The sequence below is a fragment of the Rhodanobacter sp. G1 genome (genome assembly GCF_055397855.1).
Map to the genome: position 1 here is coordinate 3,939,749 of NZ_AP039674.1, position 18,288 is coordinate 3,958,036.

Genomic DNA, 18,288 nt, shown 5'->3' on the forward strand with positions numbered 1-18,288 from the left:
CGCGCATCAACGCGCGGCGGGGCTGTAGCGCAGGGTGAGGTACCAGGTGCGGCCCGGCTGGTTGTAGTAGTACACCGTCTCGTAGTCGCGGTCGAAGGCGTTGGCCAGCCTGGCCTCGACCTGCCAGTCCGCCGTGAAGTGCCAGCTCGCGCGCAGCGCCAGCGTGCTGTAGCCGCCGAGGCGGTGCGCGTTGGCGGCATCGTCGTAGCTCTTGCCCGCGGCGTACCAGGTGGCGCCGACGCCGAACGCGCCGAAGCGGCGGTCGAGGTCGATGCGCGCCATGCGCTCCGGGCGGCGCGGCAGCAGGTTGCCGCTGTTGGCGTCGGCGCCGGCGTTGCCCACGTCCTTCGGCTGCTGCAGGGTGAGGTAGCCCTGCACCTGCCAGCCGTCGAGGTTCGCGCCGAGCTGGCCTTCCAGGCCGCGGATGCGCGCCTTGCTCACGTTGAACGGCACGTAGTTCTGGCTGGGGTCGAGCAGGATCAGGTCGTCGATGCGGGTCTGGTAGGCGCTCACGCCCCAGTTCCAGATGCCCAGTTGCTGGGCCACGCCCAGCTCGGCGCTGCGCGACTTCTCCGGCTTCAGGTCGGGATTGGCCGAGGGGATGCCGTAGTACGGCGGGTAGTACAGGTCGTTGAAGGTGGGCGCATGGAAGGCCGTGCCGTAGCTGGCGTACACGCGCAGGCCGTGGTCGAAGTGGTAGCCCCAGGACGCCGCGCCGGTATCGTGGTTGCCGTACTGCTGGTTGTGGTCGTGACGCACGGACAGCTGCACCTCGTTGCGGCCGAACGTGCCCAGGTACTGCGCATAGGTGCCGGTGTCGTCGCGCTTGTCCGCCAGGTAGCCGGTGCTGCTGGCGGCATGTTCCTGCTGGTAGTCCACGCCCACCGTCAGCAACTGATCCGCGGTGAGCGCGATGTCGTTCTGCCACGAGAACTGGTTGCGCCGCGAGTTGACGTAGCCCGTCTGCGCCAGTGGGTAGTACGTGCCGTAGTACGTGCCCTGGTAATAAGAGGTCTTGAGATCCTTGCTCTGGCCCGCGTTCAGGGTGACCTTCCACGCCTCCAGCGGCGAGAAGCTCAGGCGCGCGCCGGCCACACGCTGCTCGTTGACGGCATCGTTGCCGCCGTACGGGCTGCCGGCGTATTCCACGTCGCTCTTGCTGCGCAGCCAGGTGAAGGCCAGCTCGGTGCCGTTGTCCCAGCGGTAGCCGGCATTGGCCGCGCCGTTCCAGTTGCGGTAGGCGTCGTCGCGCGCATCGTCCACGAAGCAGCCGGCCATCGCCTCGGCCGCGCCCATCCTGCAGCTGGGGAAACCGCTGGTGTATTCGCCGCCGAGGCTCACGTTGTACCAGGCGTGCGCATCGCCGCCGGAGAGCCCCGCCTCGCTGCCGAACAGGCCGTGGCTGCCCGCGGTCACGCTCAGCGACGGCGCGACGCCGCCGTCGGGCTGGCCGTGGCGGGTGAAGATCTGGATCACGCCGCCGATGGCGTCGGCGCCGTACAGGCTGGAGCGCGGGCCGCGCACGATCTCGATGCGCTCGATCTGCTCCACCGGGATCTGTTCCAGCGAGGCGAAGCCGGCGGTGACCGAGCCGATGCGCACGCCGTCGATCAGCACCAGGGTGTGGGTGGAGTTGGTGCCGCGCATGAACAGCGAGCTGGTCTGGCCGAGGCCGCCGCTCTGGGTGAGGTTCACGCCGGGCAGGCCGGTGAGCAGATCCAGCACCGACGCCGGCTGCAGGCGCTCGATGTCGGCGCGGGTGATCACGGTGACCGAGGACAGCGCGTCGTCGGCGGTGACCGCAGTGCGCGTGGCGGTGACCACCACCGGGTTCAGCGTGCCGGCATCGTTCTGGTCGGCGGCGTAAGCGGTGGTGAAGCAGCACAGCAGCGCTGCGGCCAGCAAGGTCTTTTTCACGTCTCGTTCCTAGTCCGCGCACCCGCGCACGGCATTGCGTTCAATGGGCCGGAGACGGGGGAGCGGGCTCGGAAACAGGCAGGCACGGCGGGGCCGGACGCGTCTGTCCGGCCACGCCCACCGCGCGCCAGCAGTCATGTCCGGGCCGGTCTCCGGGCTCGCGGGCGACGATGGATGCACCGTCCTGCGCGGCGCCTTCCCGTGCCTGGGGCACAGTGGCGGATGGCCGCGCATTTGCTCGCTTACCGTTGCGGGGGCAGCGCCGGCCTTGCGGTGTGGAACACCACGCACCGGCTTCCCGTTTCATCCCGAAGGCATGGCCGTCGGGACACCTGAACGGCGCAGAGTCTAGCAGGTCGCCGAATTTGGACGTCCCGCGGCTTCCGCGGCGCGCAAGGCGGACTCAGGCCCGTCCTGCCGCATGCCAATCCACCCAGCGCAAGCCCGGCACGCGGGAGAACTCACGCTCGTTGCGCGTCACCAGCGTGGCGCCATGGCGCAAGGCGGTGGCGGCGATCAGGGTGTCGTGCGGGCCGATGGGCGTGCCGGCGGTTTCCAGCGCCACACGGATACGCGCGGCGTGCAACGCGCATTCGCTGTCGAACGGCAGCACCTGCATGGGGCGCAGCAGTTGCGTCAATGCCGCGAGGCGCGGGGCCGCCGTTTCGGACGGCAGCCGCAGCAGGCCGTAGCGCAGTTCGTACTCCACGATGGCCGGAACGCCGAGGTCGGCCGGACGTACCGCTTGCAGGCGCGGCACCACCTGCGCGTCGCCGCGGAAGTAGTAGCTGATGGTGTTGCTGTCCAGCACCAGCACGGTCAAAAGCCCAGGCGCGGCGTATCCGCGGCCACGGCGGGCGCGTCCTCGCGCAGCGGGAAATCGGCGAAGCGGCCAGCCAGCCCCAGGCAATCCTCCGGCCATTCGTGGGCGGCGTATTTGCGGATGGCCTCGGCCACCCAGCGGCTCCTGGACAGGCCGCTGGCCTGCGCGCCCTCGTCCACCAGAGCCTGCGTGGCGTCATCCAGGTACAACGTGATTTGCGACATGGCGACCTCCAACCGGCAACGTATATGTGCAAGTATACTTGCACATATACGTCAACCCAATGGTTCGGGTCGTTTACGCCGGGTTGCCGGCGATCCAGCTGCGGCGCACGTTGCACCCCTCGTCCATCGCCACGAGGTCGGCGCGATAGCCCACCGCGATGCGGCCGTGGCTGGCGCCCAGGCCAAGGAAATCGGCGGGGTAGGTGCTGGCCATGCGCACCGCTTCGTCCAGCGGCAGGCCGAGCATTTCCACGCTGTTGCGCACGGCGGCGGCCATGTCCAGCGCGGAGCCGGCGAGCACGCCGTTCGCGGTCTGGCAGATGCCGTCCTTCACGATGATGGTTTCGCCGTTGAGCACGTAGCTGGGATCGTCCGCGCCCACCGGCGGCATCGCGTCGGTGACCAGCAGGGTCTTGCCGCGCGGCTTGGCGGCGACGGCATTGCGCAGGCTGGCCGGATGCACGTGGTGGCCGTCCACGATGATGCCGCACCAGCTGCCGGGGTCGTCCAGCGCCGCGCCCACCACGCCGGGCTCGCGGCTGCCCAACGGGGTCATCGCGTTGAACAGGTGGGTGAAGCCGCGCACGCCCGCGGCCAGCGCGGCGCGGACGGTGGCGTGGTCGGCGGCGGTGTGGCCCGCGTTGACGAGCACACCGGCGGCGGCCAGCCGCGCGATCGCCTCGTGCGGCACGCGCTCGGGCGCCAGCGTCACCAGCCGCACGCCGCGATGCGGTGCGCACAGCATGGCGAGCTCTTCCTCGCCCGGCACGTGGAACCATTTCGGATCATGCACGCCCTTGCGCTCGGGCGCGAGGTACGGCCCTTCCAGGTGGATGCCGAGCAGGCCCGGCACGCCTTCGTCGAAGGCCTGGTCGACCGCGGCCAGCGCGGCGCGCATCGTCTCCGTGCTGTCGCTGATCAGCGTGGGCAGGAAGCCGGTGGTGCCGAACAGGCGGTGCGCGGCGCCGATGGTGCGGATGGTTTCCACCGTGGGCGCGGCGTTGAACAGGGCGCCGCCGCCGCCGTTCACCTGGGTGTCGATGAAGCCAGGCACCAGCAGGGCGCCGGCCAGATCCTGCGCCTGCGCGGCGCGCACCTGCGGATGGCCGTGCGGGAGCAGGGCGGCGATGCGTTCGCCCTCCACCAGCACGGCGAGATCGTCGCGCCAGCCGTGGGCGGTGAGGACGCGGGCATGGGTGAGGGCGGTGGTCATGGGCGGCGCCTGTGCGACGGAGTGGGTGTTGCGCTATGGCGAGAATGCGGTCGAGCCAGAACCTTTATCGATGTCGCGGGAAGTGCATCCGGCACTTCCCGCGACTCGCCCGCGCCTGCCTTCGGCTGGCCCGGACTCCGTCAGACGCACGCGTTGCGTGCGTCTGACGTGCGGCCCATCCGTGGGCCGCGGATCCGGTTTGAGCGACAGCCTGCGGCTGCCGCTCAAACCGTCTCGGTGACCTTGTTGAGGTGCGGCGGCACGTCGGGGTTGAAGCCGCGGCGCAGCGCCAGCGCGCTGGTGGCGCGGTAGAAGCTCTGGATGGTGAGCAGCGGCGTGCACAGCGCGGGCAGTCCCGAAGCCAGTGGCAGGAAGCCTTCGCCGCTGCGGCCCGGCGCGGCCACCAGCACCTGCGCGCCGCGGTTGCGGAATTCGTCCGCCACCGCCAGCGTGCTGTCCAGCGTGCCGTCGTCCTGCGCGAAGCACAGCACCGGGAAGTGCGGGCCGACCAGCGCCATTGGGCCGTGCTTCACCTCGGCGGCGCTGAACGCCTCCGCGTGCAGGCCGCAGGTTTCCTTGAATTTCAGCGCCGCCTCCAGCGCGGCGGCGAAGCCGAAGCCGCGGCCCACCACGAACAGGTTGTGCGCATCGGCGAGGCCGTCGGTCAGCGCCGACCAGTCCGCGTCCCAGCCCTTGCGCAGCGCGTCGGGCAGCGCTTCCAGCGCGGCGACCAGCCTGGCGTCGCCGTGCCAGTGCGCGCACAGCTGCAGGATCGCGGCCAGCGCGGCGAGGTAGCTCTTGGTGGCGGCCACGCTGCGTTCCGGGCCGGCGTGCAGCGGGATCACCGTGTCGGCGATTGCCGCCAGCGGCGAATCCTCCACGTTGACCATCGCCACCACGCGCGCGCCGGCGGCCTTGGCGGCCTGCGCGTTGCGCACCAGGTCGGGGCTCTTGCCCGACTGCGAGATGCCGATGAACAGCGCGCCTTCCCACTGCTGCGGGGCGGCGTACACCGAGGTCACCGAGGGCGAGGCCGAGGTGGTGACGATGCCGAGCTGGGTCTCGAACACGTACTTGGCGTAGGCCGCAGCGTGGTCGGAGCTGCCGCGCGCGCAGGTGACGATGAAGCGCGGCGGCTGCGCGCGCAGCGCATCGGCGAGCTCCGTCACCACGCGCTCGTTGGCGGCGAACTGGCGCGCCACCACGTCGGCGGATTCGTGCGCTTCGCGGAACATCAGGGTGTCGCTGGCGTGCATGGCGTTCTCGTAGGTGGGCAGGGTGCGAGGGTTTCTCCGTCATTCCGGCGAAGGCCGGAATCCAGCGACTCGAAAATCCTGAAATGCAGAGACTCTGGATTCCGGCCTTCGCCGGAATGACGAGCAAAAGAGGAAAGCTCCATGAGGGGTCAGTCGGCGTGCAATTCGGCGACGAAGTCGTAGATGTCGCCGCGGTACCAGGAACAGGTGAACTCGACCACGCGGCCGTCGTCGAGGAAGCTGCGCCGCTCGATGTTGAGCCCCGCGCTGCCCGCAGCCACGTGCAGCTGGCGCGCGTGCTGCGCGCCCAGCGACACCGCGCGCAGGCGCTGCAGGGCGCGCTTCGGCCGGCAGCCCAGCGACTCCAGCACCTCGTACAGCGAGTCGCGCACCACGGTGGGGTCGGGCAGCACGCTGGCCGGCACCACGCTACGCTCGATCGCCAGCGGCTCGTCCTGGCCGTAGCGCACGCGGTGCAGGCGCGCCACCAGCGTGCCGGGCGACAGGTTCATCGCCATCGCCTCCTCCGGCGTCACCTCGCCCACGCTGCGCTCGAAGAACTCCGAGCGCGGGTGCAGGCCACGGTCGCGCAGATCCTCAGTGAAGCTGGACAGCCGCGACATCGGCTTGACGATGCGCTCGGCGATGAAGGTGCCGGCGCCGTGGCGCTGGGTGAGCAGGCCTTCCTCGACCAGGCCGGCGATGGCCTTGCGCACGGTGACGCGCGAGAGCTTGAGCGCCTGCGACAGGTCGCGCTCGCTGGGCAGCGCCTGGCCCGGCTCGATCGCGCGCTGCTCCACCACGTTGCGGATCGCGCTGCGCAAACGCAGGTAGGCCAGCGGCTGGTGGCTGGACGGGTCGCGGCAGATGCGGCGGTATTCGCGGGCCAGGGCGGTTTCCATCTGCCAAAGATACCAATAGCAAACCATTGGCCGCAAGCGGTCTGGACGTCCATTTCGTGCGGGCCGCTGAAATGACCATGCGAAATGGGCATATGAATTCGTATGCAGGGCCGTGCTTGCCGTGGTATCCCACTGGTACTATCGTCACGGAACGGGCCGCGACCCCACGGCCTGCCGTTCCCCCGTATCGAGGTGATTGCGTGACGGCTACTTTCCAGACGGTCGATCCGTTCGACCTGGTGATCTTCGGCGGCACCGGCGATCTCGCCCTGCGCAAGCTGCTGCCCGCGCTGTTCCATCGCTACGCCGACGGCCAGATCCCCGCCGGCAGCCGCATCGTCGGCGTGGCTCGCGAGCCGCTGGACGACGCCGGCTACCGCGCCCAGCTGCGCGAGTCGCTGGCCGGCAAGGTCGCCGACGCCGCGAAGCTGGACGCCTTCCTGCAGCAGGTGTTCTACCGCCCGCTGGACGCGCGCAAGGACGAGGGCTGGGACGCGTTCGCCGCGCTGATCGGCGAGCAGCCCGAGCACATCCGCGTGTTCTACCTCTCCACCTCGCCCGAGCTGTTCGAGGACATCTGCCACCGGCTCGGCCAGTGCGGCCTGAACGGCGAACGCTCGCGCGTGGTGCTGGAGAAGCCGATCGGCCGCGACCTCGCCAGCGCCAACCGCATCAACGACGCGGTGGGCAAGGTGTTCGCCGAGTCGCAGACCTACCGCATCGACCACTACCTCGGCAAGGAAACGGTGCAGAACCTGCTGGCGCTGCGCTTCGCCAATGCGCTGTTCGAGCCGCTGTGGAACGCCAGCCACATCGACCACGTACAGATCACCGTGGCCGAGACGCTGGGCCTGGGCCGCCGCGCCGGCTACTACGACCGCGCCGGCGCGCTGCGCGACATGGTGCAGAACCACCTGCTGCAGCTCCTGTGCATGGTGGCGATGGAGCCGCCCGCCTCGCTGTCGCCCGACGCGGTGCGCGACGAGAAGCTCAAGGTGCTGCGCTCGCTCAGGCGCATCGACGAAAGCAACGCCGGCCACCTCACCGTGCGCGGCCAGTACCGCGCCGGCGTGGCCGAAGGGCAGTCGGTGCCGGGATATCCCGACGAGCTGGAGGGCGCGAAGTCAGACACCGAGACCTTCGTGGCGCTGAAGGCCGAGATCGAGAACTGGCGCTGGGCCGGCGTGCCGTTCTACCTGCGCACCGGCAAGCGCCTGCCCGAGCGCGTGTCGGAGATCGTGGTGGCGTTCAAGCCGGTGCCGCATTCGATCTTCGGCGCCGGCGTGGGCTCGCTGGCGCAGAACCGGCTGGTGCTGCGCCTGCAGCCGGACGAGGGCGTGAAGCTGTGGCTCACCATCAAGGATCCCGGCCCCGGCGGCCTGCGCCTGCGCTACGTGCCGCTGGACATGAGCTTCGCCGAGGCCTTCGGCGTGGCGCAGCCCGACGCCTACGAGCGCCTGCTGCTCGACGTGGTGCGCGGCAATCCCACGCTGTTCATGCGCCGCGACGAAGTGGAAGCGGCCTGGCGCTGGGCCGACCCCATCCTCGCCGCGTGGGCCGCCGCCAACGAGGCGCCGCGCCCGTATGCCGCCGGCAGCTGGGGCCCGAGCGCGTCGGTGGCGCTGATCGAGCGCGACGGCCGCACCTGGCACGAGGACAACGAGTAGGGCATGGCCGACATCATCACGCACGATTTCCCCGATGCCGCCACGCAGGCCACGGCGCTGGCCGGGCGCGTCGCCGCGCAACTGCGCGAAGCCGTCGCGGCACGCGGTCGCGCGGTGATCGCGGTGTCCGGCGGCAGCACGCCCAAGGCGTTCTTCGCGCAACTGTCGAACGAGGCGCTGGACTGGTCGGCAGTCACCGTCACCCTGGTGGACGAGCGCTGGGTGCCCGACACCGATGAGCGCTCCAACGCGAAGCTGGTGAAAGCCATCCTGCTGCAGAACGCCGCCGCCGCCGCGGACTTCGTGCCGCTCTACACCGGCGCGGTCACGCCGGAGGAAGGGTTGGCCGAAGCCGGGGCGCGCATCGCCGCGCTGCCCGCACCGTTCGACGTGGTGGTGCTGGGCATGGGCGACGATGGGCATACCGCCTCGTTCTTCCCCGGCGGCGACCATCTGGCCGAAGCCACCGATCCGCACGGCGCGGCGAAAGTCTGGCCGATGCGCGCGGCCGGCGCGGGTGAACCGCGCATCACGCTGAGCCTGCCGGCGCTGCTGGATACGCGTGCGCTGTACCTGTTGGTGTGCGGCGAGAAGAAGCGCGTGCTGCTGGCGGACGTGCGGCAAGGAGCGACGGAGTACCCCGTGCATTCCGTCGTGATGCAGGAGCGCGTGCCGCTGGACGTTTACTGGAGTCCTTGATCGAAACCTTCATGCAAGCATGGCGGCAGAGCAAGAGCGCCGTGCCTGATGCCGAAAAAGCGCTCCTGCGCTTTTCCGGCTCGCCCGCGCCGGACGGTGTCCGGCACGGGCTCCGCCGAAGCAGGCGCCTGGCGCCTGCTTCGCGACAGGCCATCCATGGCCTGTTTCCCCGCAAGCCCAAACGCCACGGATCCACGCCATGCCCCTCCACCCTGTCGTCGCCGAAGTCACCGCCCGCATCGCCGCGCGCAGCCGCGCCAGCCGCACCGCCTACCTCGCGCGCATCGACGCCGCGCGCCGCGAAGGCCCGCACCGCGCCCAGCTCTCCTGCGGCAACCTCGCGCACGGCTTCGCCGCCTGCGGCGCCGACGACAAGGCGGCGCTGCGCAGCGGCCGCGCGCCCAACCTCGGCGTCGTCACCGCGTACAACGACATGCTCTCGGCGCACCAGCCGTACGAACGCTATCCCGAGCTGATCCGCCGCGCGGCGCGCGCGGCCGGCGTCACCGCGCAGGTGGCCGGCGGCGTGCCGGCGATGTGCGACGGCGTCACCCAGGGCCAGGCCGGCATGGAGCTGAGCCTGTTCTCGCGCGAGGTGATCGCGATGGCCACCGCGATCGCGCTGTCGCACGACATGTTCGACGGGGCGCTGATGCTGGGCATCTGCGACAAGATCGTGCCGGGCCTGCTGATCGGCGCGCTCGCCTTCGGCCACCTGCCCACCCTCTTCGTGCCGGCGGGCCCGATGCCCAGCGGCATCAGCAACGACGCCAAGACCGCAGTGCGCCAGCGCTACACCGAGGGCAAGGCTACCCGCGACGAGCTGCTGGAGGCCGAGGCGGCGTCCTACCACGCGCCCGGCACCTGCACCTTCTACGGCACCGCCAATTCCAACCAGATGCTGATGGAGATCATGGGCCTGCACCTGCCAGGCTCCAGCTTCGTCAATCCGAACACGCCGCTGCGCGACGCGCTCACCGAAGCCGCCGTGCATCGCCTTGCCGCCATGAGCGAGCCGGGCGAGCACCACACGCCGCTGGGCCGCATGATCGACGAGCGCACCATCGTCAACGGCGTGATCGGCCTGCACGCCACCGGCGGCTCCACCAACCACCTGCTGCACCTGGTGGCGATGGCGCACGCGGCCGGCATCGCGCTGACGCTGGAGGACTTCGACGCGCTGTCCGGCATCGTGCCGCTGATGGCGCGCGTGTATCCCAACGGTTCCGCCGACGTGAACCACTTCCACCAGGCCGGCGGCATGCCGTTCCTGATCGGCTCGCTGATCGACGCCGGGCTGCTGCACGGCGACGCGCACACGGTATGGGGCCGCGGCATGGAGGCCTACCGCCGGATGCCCGCGCTGGACGCCGACGGCAAGCTGGCGTGGCACGAGGTGCGCGAGAGCGGCAACCGCGAGGTGCTGCGCCCGGCCACGGAGCCGTTCCGCGCCGACGGCGGCCTGCGCGTGCTGCAGGGCAACCTCGGCCGCGCCGTGATCAAGGTGTCCTCGGTGCCGGGCGACCGGCTGGTGATCGAGGCGCCCGCGGTGATCTTCCACGACCAGGACGACGTGAAGAAAGCCTTCGACCGCGGCGAGCTCGACCGCGACTTCGTCGCCGTGGTGCGCTTCCAGGGCCCCAAGGCGATCGGCATGCCCGAACTGCACAAGCTCACGCCCACGCTGGGCGTGCTGCAGGCGCGCGGGCACCGCGTGGCGCTGGTCACCGACGGGCGCATGTCCGGCGCCTCCGGCAAGGTGCCCGCGGCCATCCACGTCACGCCCGAGGCCATCGACGCCGGCCCACTGGGCAAGCTGCGCGACGGCGACCTCATCCGCCTCGACGTGATCGCCGGCACGCTGGAGGCCAAGGTCGACGCTGCCGAGTGGGCTGCGCGCGAGCAGGTGCACGCGGATCTCTCCGCCCACCACGCCGGCATGGGCCGCGAGCTGTTCGCCACCCTGCGCAACGCGGTGGGTTCGGCCGACGCCGGCGCCACCATCTTCGCCAAGCACGACCACCGCCACGCGGCCGGCGCCTGAATCGACAGCCTCCACCCCGTTCGTCCTGAGCGTAGGCCCGCAGGGCCGAAGTCGAAGGATCATCGCAACGCGGCGCTTCGACTCCGCTTGCTGACGCAAGCTACGCTCAGCGCGAACGGGATATCCCATCTCGCTTGATCCCTTCATTCCACGAGCTCCCATGACCCCACAAGACCACAAGCAGACCGCCCTCGCCGAAATCCTCGCGCTCGCCCCGGTGGTGCCGGTGGTCATCGTCGACGAGCTGGCGCATGCGGTGCCGATGGCGCGTGCGCTGGTCGCCGGCGGCATCCGCAGCATCGAGGTGACCCTGCGCACGCCGGTGGCGCTGGACGCGATCCGTGCCATCGCCAGCGAAGTGGAAGGTGCGGTGGTGGGCGTGGGCACCGTGCTCGACGGCCAGCAGCTCGAAGCCGCGCGCCAGGCCGGCGCGCGCTTCGCGGTATCGCCCGGCGTCTCGCCAAAACTGCTCGATGCCGCCGACGCCAGCGCCCTGCCGCTGCTGCCCGGCGTGGCCACCGCGGGTGAGGCGATGAGCCTGCTCGAACGCGGCTACCGGCACCTCAAGCTGTTCCCGGCCGTGCCGGTGGGCGGCGCGAAGCTGCTCGGTGCGTGGGCCAGCCCGTTGCCGCAGCTGCGCTTCTGCCCCACCGGCGGCATCAGCCTCGCCAGCGCACCGGATTTCCTCGCCCTGCCCAACGTCGCCTGCGTGGGCGGCTCCTGGCTCACGCCCAAGGACAAGCTGCAGGCCGGCGACTGGGCCGGCATCGAGCAGCTGGCGCGCGAAGCCGCGGCCGTGCGCGCCCGCTGATCAGGCCGCTTCCGGCACGCGCGCCGGCGTGCCGATGCTGCGCAGCGCCGGGCTGCCCATGCAGCCCAGCGCGATGGCGGTGAGCGCAAGCCCCGCAGCCGCGAACATCGTCGGCAGCGAAACCAGCTTCAGCAGGCTGCCGGCGATCGCCGCCGAGAGCGGCCCCAGCCCCATGAAGGTGAACATCAGCACGCTCATCGTGCGGCCCATCATTTCCGGCGCCACGCGGCGCTGGATCCAGCTCACGATGGTGACCTGCACGATGCCGCCCAGGATGCCGGTGGTAGCCAGCAGGGCGGCCCCGGTCAGCGTGGAGTGGTCGAGTCCCAGCGCGGCCAGCGCCAGGCCGGCGAGGCCGTCGATGCCCAGCACCATCAGGCCCAGCCGGTTGCGCACCAGTTTCGCGGCGAGGCCGGACAGCATGCTGCCCACCAGCATGCCGCCGCCGTTCGCGGTCATCAGGATGCCCAGCGAGGCGGCGCCGAGATCCAGCCGGGTATCGGCCAGCATCGGCAGGCCGACCTGGATCGGGCCGCCCACGAACACCGACACTACCGCCGCATAGAGCACGAAGGCGCGCAGCGGCAGGTCGGTCCACACCGCGCGGATGCCCGCACCGACGTTGGCCAGCACGCCGCCGTCGTGCGGGCGCGGATGGCGGTCGCCGTGGACGCGGATCAGCGCCAGCGAGGCCAGCGAGAACACGAAGCTCAGCGCATCGACGCCGAAGGCGAGGCCGAGCCCGTTGGCGTCGGCCATGCTGCCGTGGCCGCCATGGGCGCCCGCGCTGATCAGCAGGCCGGCCAGCGCCGGCCCCACCAGCATGCTCAACTGGCGCATCGCCATGAACAGCGCGTTGCCCGCGCGCAGCTGCGCCGGCGCCACCAGCTGCGGCAGGATCGCCGAGCCGGCCGGGTAGGCGAACGCGGTGGCGAGGCCGATGCCCAGCGCCAGCGCATACACCAGCCACATGTGGATGGCGCCGCCCAGCACCAGCGCCGCCAGCAGGCTCACCAGCAGCGCGTTCAGCGCGCGCGCCGCCAGCAGCACGCGGCGCGGCGACAGGCGATCCACCACCGCACCGCCGATCAGCATGAAGGCCGCGCGCGGCAGCGCCATCGTCGCCAGCACCAGGCCCAGCGCGGCGGGACTGCCGGTGAGCTTGAGCACCAGCCACGGCAAGGCCACCAGGGTGAACTGGTCGCCGATCGCGGAGATCGTGCTGCCGCCGAACAGCAGGCGGAAATCGCGCTGGGCGAGCGGCGAGGCGCTGGAAGCGGCGGACATGGGGCGTTCCTGTCGGATGGGATCTGATGGCACAGGCGCGCGGCGATTCAACCGGCTTCGGCCTGAGCGTCGCGGGCGATGGCGGCGAGCCGCCGGGCGTGCTCGCGCACGTCCTTCGGCCAGCCGCGCGTATGGCGGTTGAAGGCGTCGCGGTCGCCGCGCCACAGCGCGCGCGAGGCCTCCTCGTAGCCGGCCAGGTCGCCAGCGACCACGCGCATGAAGCGGTCGGCGGCGTCGCCGGCGAGGCGGGCGCGATCCTTGGCGCTGCCGTTGCGCCGGGCCTCTTCCACCAGCTTGCGCAGCGTGACCGAGGCGCCGCCGGGCTGGCTGTTCAGCCAGTACCAGTGGCGCGGCAGCAAGGTCACCTCGCGCGCCACCACGCCCAGCCGGGGGCGCCCCGCGCCGCGTGGCGCACCGCCTTCCGCGGCGGGCTGCAGGCGCGCCTGCACATCGTCCGCGCTGCCGCGGAAATCGATTTCCACCGGCTGGCCGGTGGCGTCGTCGAGGATCACCGGCGTGCGCGCCGGGTGTTTGTCGAGCATGCGCTTCACCGCCGACGCCACTTCGGCCAGCGTGCCGGAAGCGATCAGCGCATGGCCATCGAAAGCGGTGCAGCTCTGGTTGTCGTGCGGAGCCATGTCCTGATCCGGGTAGAAAGCACATCCATTTTGCCCGGATCAAATGCGATGTCAATAATACCCTGGTCAAAATCCGATGAGCGCCCGGAGGCGCCGAGCCGAAGCGCAGCAGTCAATATGCCCGCGCCCGCCGGCCAGGAATGCTCCGGTGTATGGCCATCCAGACGTCCATCACAGAAAATACCAGCGCTTGTACTTTTGTATTGACAGCGCCTGTATCCGCGACTAGCGTGCCACCCCATAACAACCAGAAACTCCTGACGGCGACTGTCCCCCCATGGCCGCGACCAGACGCGGCCGTGAGATCGCCGATGCCAATCGTTTGGTAGTGATTTCACCCAGAGCGGAGGAGACAGTCCATGCAGAAGAAGAGGGATGGATCGACGGCTTGGCCCACGCTGGCATTGAGTTCGCTGGGCGCCGCGGTATGCGCGGGGCTTTCCACGACCGTGCTGACATTCATGCCGGTGCAGGCGGTGCATGCGCAGGCGGCCTGCGCGGCGGCCTGGAACGCTTCGGCCGTATACACGCAAGGTCAGACCGCCAGCGAAAACGGCGTCGACTACGTGGCGAACTGGTGGACGCAGGGCAACGACCCGGCCAGCAACAATGGCGGCGCCGGCAGCGGCCAGCCATGGACGTCGCAGGGCAGTTGCGGCAGTTCGCCGGCTCCCGCGCCAGCACCAGCGCCGGCCCCTGCGCCGCCACCGCCAACACAGAGTTACGGCGCCACCGCAGAAGCGGGCGGCGTGGTGCAGTTCTATGCCGACGGCGGCACCTGGGCCGACATCCACTACAGCGTTGCCGGCGGCGGCCAGCTCAACGTGCGCATGAGCAACAGCGGCACCGACAACACCTACCAGATCTCCGGCCTGGCCAGCGGCGAGCAGGTGAGCTACTGGTTCACCATCGGCCAGAGCGACGGCTCGGCGATGGACACGCCCACGCAGACGTTGAGCTACACGGCACCGGCACCCGCTCCTGCGCCGCCGCCTTCGCCATCGAGCCCCACGTTCCCGGCGACCGGCACCACCTTCAACCTGGTCAACGGCACCAACGGCGCCTATCCGGACAGCCAGGTCTACTGGACGATGGTCGGCCAGGATCCCGCCAAGCCAGGCACTTACGTGCATGTCGATTGCGCGGGCGACCTCATCCCGATGACGCCCGGCGACAACGGCGCGCTGAGCAAGGGCGGCCAGAGCTACGCCGACTATTCGATTCCGTTCTCGCAATGCAAGTCGTTCACCGTGCCGCAGATCCTTTCCGCGCGGATCTATCTCAGCGTGGGCAGTCCGATGTACATCCAGGCGATAGGCAACCCGGTGTACGGCTACACCGGGCCGAACATCGACAACCCCAGCGACCCCAACATCGACGTGACCTTCGATTTCGTCGAAGTGAACGTCAACGCCACCAACTTCTACGGCAACACCACGCGCGTCGACCAGTTCGGGATGCCGATCCGCCTGCGGCTGCAGGATCCCAGCGGCTACGACCAGACCGTGGGCGAAACGGAAACGCGCGCTGCGTTGTTCCAGGAATTCGTAGCGCAGGTTCCGCAGCCCTTCCAGTCACTGGCCCAGGTGCAGGCGCCCTACCGCATCGTGGCGCCTGCGCACGGCAGCTTCGGCAGCGGCGGTGCGCAGTCCGGCTATCTGGACAGCTACATCCAGTCCGTGTGGAACCAGTACCGCAGCCAGTCGCTGGTGTTCACCGATGCGCAGGGCACCTTCACCGGCCACGTCGTCGGCAACCAGTTCGTGTTCACGGACGGCCAGGGCACGTACTACATCAACAACGCGCCCACCACGCAGGAGGTGCTGCTGGGCAATGGCGTGTTCAACGACGCCAGCAACGCCGCGGCAGGCGTGGCGACCGCCAAGCAGTTGCAGATCCAGGCGCAGCTGGATGCCGCGCTGAACCGCCACGTGGCCGAAAACGCGGCGGAATGGAACACGGCCGGGGATTTCTACGGCAGCAGCCCGACCAATGCCTACTCCGCGTTCTGGCATGCGCACAGCATCGACGGGCTCACCTACGGCTTCCCGTACGACGACGTGCGCGGTTTCAGCTCCTCGCTGATCGGCACGAATCCCACGGTGGCCACCATCACCGTCGGTTGGTGAGGGTTCGCCTGAAAGGCCCTGCGCAGGCAGGGCCTTTCAGGTGGTGGGCGCGCATGGAAGCCAGGGCTCAGGCGTTAAGCTTCCCGTCCTCCGGATCGGGAACCGTTCGATGATCTACGTGCTGGCGAGCGCCATCTGCAGCGTGCTGGTGTCGGTGCTGCTGAAGCTGGCGCGGCGCTTCGGGCTGGACGTGGGCCAGATGGTGGCGTGGAACTACGTGGCGGCGTGCGCGCTGGCGACGCTGTTGCTGCGGCCTTCGCTGCAGCCGCTGCGCATGGCGGGCGCGCCGTGGTTCGCGCTGGCCGGGCTGGGCGTGCTGCTGCCCGTGATCTTCGTCGCGCTGGGCGCCTCGGTGCGGCACGCCGGCATCGTGCGCTCGGACACGGCGCAGCGCCTGTCGCTGCTGCTCTCCCTGCTGGCGGCGTTCGCGCTGTTCGGCGAGCGCCTCGATGCGGCGAAGGTGCTGGGCTGCGCGCTGGGCCTGCTCGCCTTGCTCGGCATGGTGCGGCGCGCGGAGCATGGCCCCGACGCCGGCGGCGCGGCGGGCTGGTGCTGGCCGCTGCTGGTGTTTGTTGGCTTCGGCGCCATCGACGTGCTGTTCAAGCGCGTGGCGGCGGCAGGCGTGCCGCTGGGCACGTCGCTGCTGGCGATGTTCGCGCTGGCCCTGCTGGTGGCGTTCGCGCTGGCTGCGTGGCAGCGCCTGCGCGGCGGCGCGCGCTTCGGCCTGCGCAACCTGCTGGGCGGCTTGCTGCTCGGCCTGCTCAACTTCGGCAACATCCTGTTCTACCTGCGTGCGCACCGCACGTTGCCGCAGCACCCGGCACTGGTGTTCGCTAGCATGAACCTCGGCGTGGTGGTGCTGGGCGCGCTGGCCGGCACGCTGCTGTTTCGCGAGCGGCTGAGCCGCATCAACCTCGCCGCCTTGCTGCTGGCGCTGCTGGCCATCGGGTTGCTGACGCGCGGGACGTGACTTCCGGGGCATGCGGCTGCGCGAAAGCACTCCTTATGCTGCGACGACCATCCCGAGGAGCCACCCATGCGCAAGCTTCCCCTCGCCGCGGCACTGACCGCCCTGCTGCTCAGCACCGCCGTGCTCGCCGACGGCGGCAAGAAGCCCGACAAGGCCGCACCGGCCAGCACGCCCGAAGTGGCGCTGGCCACACCGCAATCCTCGACCAGCTACGGCACGGTGAGCGTGGAAGGCAAGAGCATCGGCTATCAGGCGGTGGCCGGCACCCTGGTGCTGCACGGCTCGGGCGACAAGGAGCACGAGCCCACCGTGAGCATGTTCTACACCGCCTATTTCAAGAAGGGTGCGAAGGCGAGCGAGCGACCCGTCACCTTCATCTACAACGGCGGCCCCGGTTCGGCCACGGTATGGCTGCACATGGGCGCGTTCGGCCCGAAGCGCGTGGTGACCGCCGACGACACCCACACGCCGGCCGCGCCGTACCAGCTGGTGAACAACGACTACAGCCTGCTCGACGCCTCCGACCTGGTATTCATCGATGCGCCGGGCGCGGGCTTCAGCCGGCTGATCGCCGACGACAAGGATCCTGCCAAGCGCGCCGAACAGATGAAGGCGCGCGAGAAGGCGATCTACGGCGTGGACGGCGACGGCCATGCGTTCGCCCAGTTCATCACCCAGTTCCTGTCGAAGTACGGGCGCTGGAACTCGCCGAAGTACCTGTTCGGCGAGAGCTACGGCACCACGCGCTCGGCGGTGGTGGCCAACATCCTCACCAACGACGACAGCGTGGATCTCAACGGCGTGATCCTGCTCTCGCAGATCCTCAGCTTCGACAACAGCATCGACGGCCCCTCGACCAACCCCGGCGTGGATCAGCCCTACTGGCTGGCGCTGCCCACCTATGCGGCCACCGCCTGGTATCACCACAAGCTGCCTTCGCCGCCGGCCGACGTGGAAACCCTGATCGCCGAAGTGGAGCAGTTCGCCACCGGCGAATACGCGCAGGCGCTGATGGCCGGCTCGCAGCTCGACGCCGCGCGCAAGCAGGCCATCGCCGAGAAGCTGCACCAGTACACCGGCCTGCCGGCGGCGTACTGGATGAAGGCCGACCTGCGCGTCAGCGGCGGCATGTTCGAGCACGAACTGCAGGCGGACGACGACACCACCACTGGTCGCCTCGACACGCGCTTCTCCGGCCCCGCGCTGGATCCGCTGGGCAAGGAGTCCGACTACGACCCGCAGTCCTCGGCGATCAGCTCCGCCTACATCGCCGCGTTCAACGACTACGTGCGCAAGGATCTGAAGTACGGCAACGACCAGACCTACCGCGAATACGCCGACATCCACCACTGGGACATGTCGCACCGCGCGCCGGGCAGCCACGAGGCGCTGCAGCAGTCCACCAACGTGATGCCCGACCTGGCGACGGCGATGAAGACCGACCCGAACCTCAAGGTAATGCTCAACGGCGGCTACTACGACCTCGCCACGCCGTTCTTCGCGGCGCAGTACGAGATGCGCCACCTGCCGATCCCCGATTCGCTGCAGCAGAACATCTCCTACCACTGGTACCCGTCCGGCCACATGGTGTACGCGCACGTGCCGTCGCTGAAGCTGCTGCACGACAACGTGGCAAGCTTCATCGAGAGCACGGACAACGTGAAGCACTGACTGGCAGGCACGGCGGGCGCGTGCTGAAATGCGCGCC

The 18,288-nt window shown here is 69.9% G+C and carries 15 protein-coding genes and 1 riboswitch; of the genes, 7 read left to right on the forward strand and 8 right to left on the reverse strand.

Features of this window, described 5'->3' with window-relative positions:
* Positions 1–6: 6 nt before the first annotated feature.
* The 6 genes from btuB to ACZ5Z2_RS17525 all read right to left on the reverse strand — a co-directional run bounded on the left by btuB (position 7) and on the right by ACZ5Z2_RS17525 (position 6,335).
* Positions 7–1,917, reverse strand: a complete 1,911-nt coding sequence (btuB, locus tag ACZ5Z2_RS17500; protein WP_464759861.1) for a TonB-dependent vitamin B12 receptor — start codon at positions 1,915–1,917, stop codon at positions 7–9.
* A 126-nt stretch (positions 1,918–2,043) separates the two neighbouring features.
* A riboswitch (cobalamin riboswitch) is annotated at positions 2,044–2,268 on the reverse strand.
* 52 nt (positions 2,269–2,320) lie between these two features.
* Positions 2,321–2,734 (reverse strand): PIN domain-containing protein, encoded by a 414-nt coding sequence (locus ACZ5Z2_RS17505; protein ID WP_464759862.1) that lies wholly within the window; start codon positions 2,732–2,734, stop codon positions 2,321–2,323.
* Between the two features lie 2 nt (positions 2,735–2,736).
* Positions 2,737–2,964: a ribbon-helix-helix domain-containing protein gene (locus ACZ5Z2_RS17510; protein WP_464759863.1), complete on the reverse strand. Its 228-nt coding sequence runs from the start codon at positions 2,962–2,964 to the stop codon at positions 2,737–2,739.
* Between the two features lie 73 nt (positions 2,965–3,037).
* Positions 3,038–4,177, reverse strand: a complete 1,140-nt coding sequence (gene nagA, locus ACZ5Z2_RS17515; protein ID WP_464759865.1) for an N-acetylglucosamine-6-phosphate deacetylase — start codon at positions 4,175–4,177, stop codon at positions 3,038–3,040.
* 224 nt (positions 4,178–4,401) lie between these two features.
* Complete coding sequence (locus tag ACZ5Z2_RS17520) at positions 4,402–5,433, reverse strand: SIS domain-containing protein (protein ID WP_464759867.1); 1,032 nt, start codon at positions 5,431–5,433, stop codon at positions 4,402–4,404.
* Positions 5,434–5,582: 149 nt separating this feature from the next.
* Positions 5,583–6,335, reverse strand: coding sequence for a GntR family transcriptional regulator (locus tag ACZ5Z2_RS17525; RefSeq protein WP_464759869.1), 753 nt, complete (start codon positions 6,333–6,335; stop codon positions 5,583–5,585).
* A 200-nt stretch (positions 6,336–6,535) separates the two neighbouring features.
* On the opposite strand from ACZ5Z2_RS17525, the gene zwf reads away from it, so the two are divergent.
* The 4 genes from zwf (at position 6,536) to eda (ending at position 11,556) form a co-directional block, all read left to right on the forward strand.
* Complete coding sequence (zwf, locus tag ACZ5Z2_RS17530; RefSeq protein WP_464759870.1) at positions 6,536–8,002, forward strand: glucose-6-phosphate dehydrogenase; 1,467 nt, start codon at positions 6,536–6,538, stop codon at positions 8,000–8,002.
* 3 nt (positions 8,003–8,005) lie between these two features.
* A complete protein-coding gene (pgl, locus tag ACZ5Z2_RS17535; protein ID WP_464759871.1) occupies positions 8,006–8,701 on the forward strand; it encodes a 6-phosphogluconolactonase in 696 nt (231 codons plus the stop codon).
* A 199-nt stretch (positions 8,702–8,900) separates the two neighbouring features.
* Positions 8,901–10,745, forward strand: coding sequence for a phosphogluconate dehydratase (edd, locus tag ACZ5Z2_RS17540; protein ID WP_464759872.1), 1,845 nt, complete (start codon positions 8,901–8,903; stop codon positions 10,743–10,745).
* Between the two features lie 160 nt (positions 10,746–10,905).
* Positions 10,906–11,556: a bifunctional 4-hydroxy-2-oxoglutarate aldolase/2-dehydro-3-deoxy-phosphogluconate aldolase gene (gene eda / locus ACZ5Z2_RS17545; protein ID WP_464759873.1), complete on the forward strand. Its 651-nt coding sequence runs from the start codon at positions 10,906–10,908 to the stop codon at positions 11,554–11,556.
* Here eda and ACZ5Z2_RS17550 read toward each other — a convergent pair whose 3' ends face one another.
* Positions 11,557–12,843, reverse strand: a complete 1,287-nt coding sequence (locus ACZ5Z2_RS17550; protein WP_464759874.1) for an MFS transporter — start codon at positions 12,841–12,843, stop codon at positions 11,557–11,559. It abuts the gene before it with no gap.
* 47 nt (positions 12,844–12,890) lie between these two features.
* Positions 12,891–13,481, reverse strand: coding sequence for a DUF2239 family protein (locus ACZ5Z2_RS17555; RefSeq protein ID WP_464759875.1), 591 nt, complete (start codon positions 13,479–13,481; stop codon positions 12,891–12,893).
* A gap of 359 nt (positions 13,482–13,840) precedes the next feature.
* Between ACZ5Z2_RS17555 and ACZ5Z2_RS17560 the strand changes: the two genes are divergently transcribed.
* The 3 genes from ACZ5Z2_RS17560 to ACZ5Z2_RS17570 all read left to right on the forward strand — a co-directional run bounded on the left by ACZ5Z2_RS17560 (position 13,841) and on the right by ACZ5Z2_RS17570 (position 18,251).
* Positions 13,841–15,610, forward strand: coding sequence for a beta-1,3-glucanase family protein (locus tag ACZ5Z2_RS17560; RefSeq protein ID WP_464759877.1), 1,770 nt, complete (start codon positions 13,841–13,843; stop codon positions 15,608–15,610).
* Between the two features lie 109 nt (positions 15,611–15,719).
* Entirely contained in the window at positions 15,720–16,580 is an 861-nt protein-coding gene (locus ACZ5Z2_RS17565) for an EamA family transporter (RefSeq protein WP_464759878.1), read from the forward strand.
* Positions 16,581–16,646: 66 nt separating this feature from the next.
* Complete coding sequence (locus tag ACZ5Z2_RS17570) at positions 16,647–18,251, forward strand: S10 family peptidase (protein ID WP_464759879.1); 1,605 nt, start codon at positions 16,647–16,649, stop codon at positions 18,249–18,251.
* Positions 18,252–18,288 lie beyond the last annotated feature (37 nt).

Excerpts from the sequence above, each read along its gene's own strand:
- ACZ5Z2_RS17525 (WP_464759869.1), bottom strand. The coding sequence starts at position 6,335 with ATGGAAACCGCCCTGGCCCGCGAATACCGCCGCATCTGCCGCGACCCG.
- ACZ5Z2_RS17560 (WP_464759877.1), top strand. The coding sequence starts at position 13,841 with ATGCAGAAGAAGAGGGATGGATCGACGGCTTGGCCCACGCTGGCATTG.
- ACZ5Z2_RS17550 (WP_464759874.1), bottom strand. The coding sequence starts at position 12,843 with ATGTCCGCCGCTTCCAGCGCCTCGCCGCTCGCCCAGCGCGATTTCCGC.
- ACZ5Z2_RS17555 (WP_464759875.1), bottom strand. The coding sequence starts at position 13,481 with ATGGCTCCGCACGACAACCAGAGCTGCACCGCTTTCGATGGCCATGCG.
- ACZ5Z2_RS17510 (WP_464759863.1), bottom strand. The coding sequence starts at position 2,964 with ATGTCGCAAATCACGTTGTACCTGGATGACGCCACGCAGGCTCTGGTG.
- nagA (WP_464759865.1), bottom strand. The coding sequence starts at position 4,177 with ATGACCACCGCCCTCACCCATGCCCGCGTCCTCACCGCCCACGGCTGG.
- ACZ5Z2_RS17570 (WP_464759879.1), top strand. The coding sequence starts at position 16,647 with ATGCGCAAGCTTCCCCTCGCCGCGGCACTGACCGCCCTGCTGCTCAGC.
- edd (WP_464759872.1), top strand. The coding sequence starts at position 8,901 with ATGCCCCTCCACCCTGTCGTCGCCGAAGTCACCGCCCGCATCGCCGCG.
- ACZ5Z2_RS17520 (WP_464759867.1), bottom strand. The coding sequence starts at position 5,433 with ATGCACGCCAGCGACACCCTGATGTTCCGCGAAGCGCACGAATCCGCC.
- eda (WP_464759873.1), top strand. The coding sequence starts at position 10,906 with ATGACCCCACAAGACCACAAGCAGACCGCCCTCGCCGAAATCCTCGCG.
- ACZ5Z2_RS17565 (WP_464759878.1), top strand. The coding sequence starts at position 15,720 with ATGATCTACGTGCTGGCGAGCGCCATCTGCAGCGTGCTGGTGTCGGTG.
- pgl (WP_464759871.1), top strand. The coding sequence starts at position 8,006 with ATGGCCGACATCATCACGCACGATTTCCCCGATGCCGCCACGCAGGCC.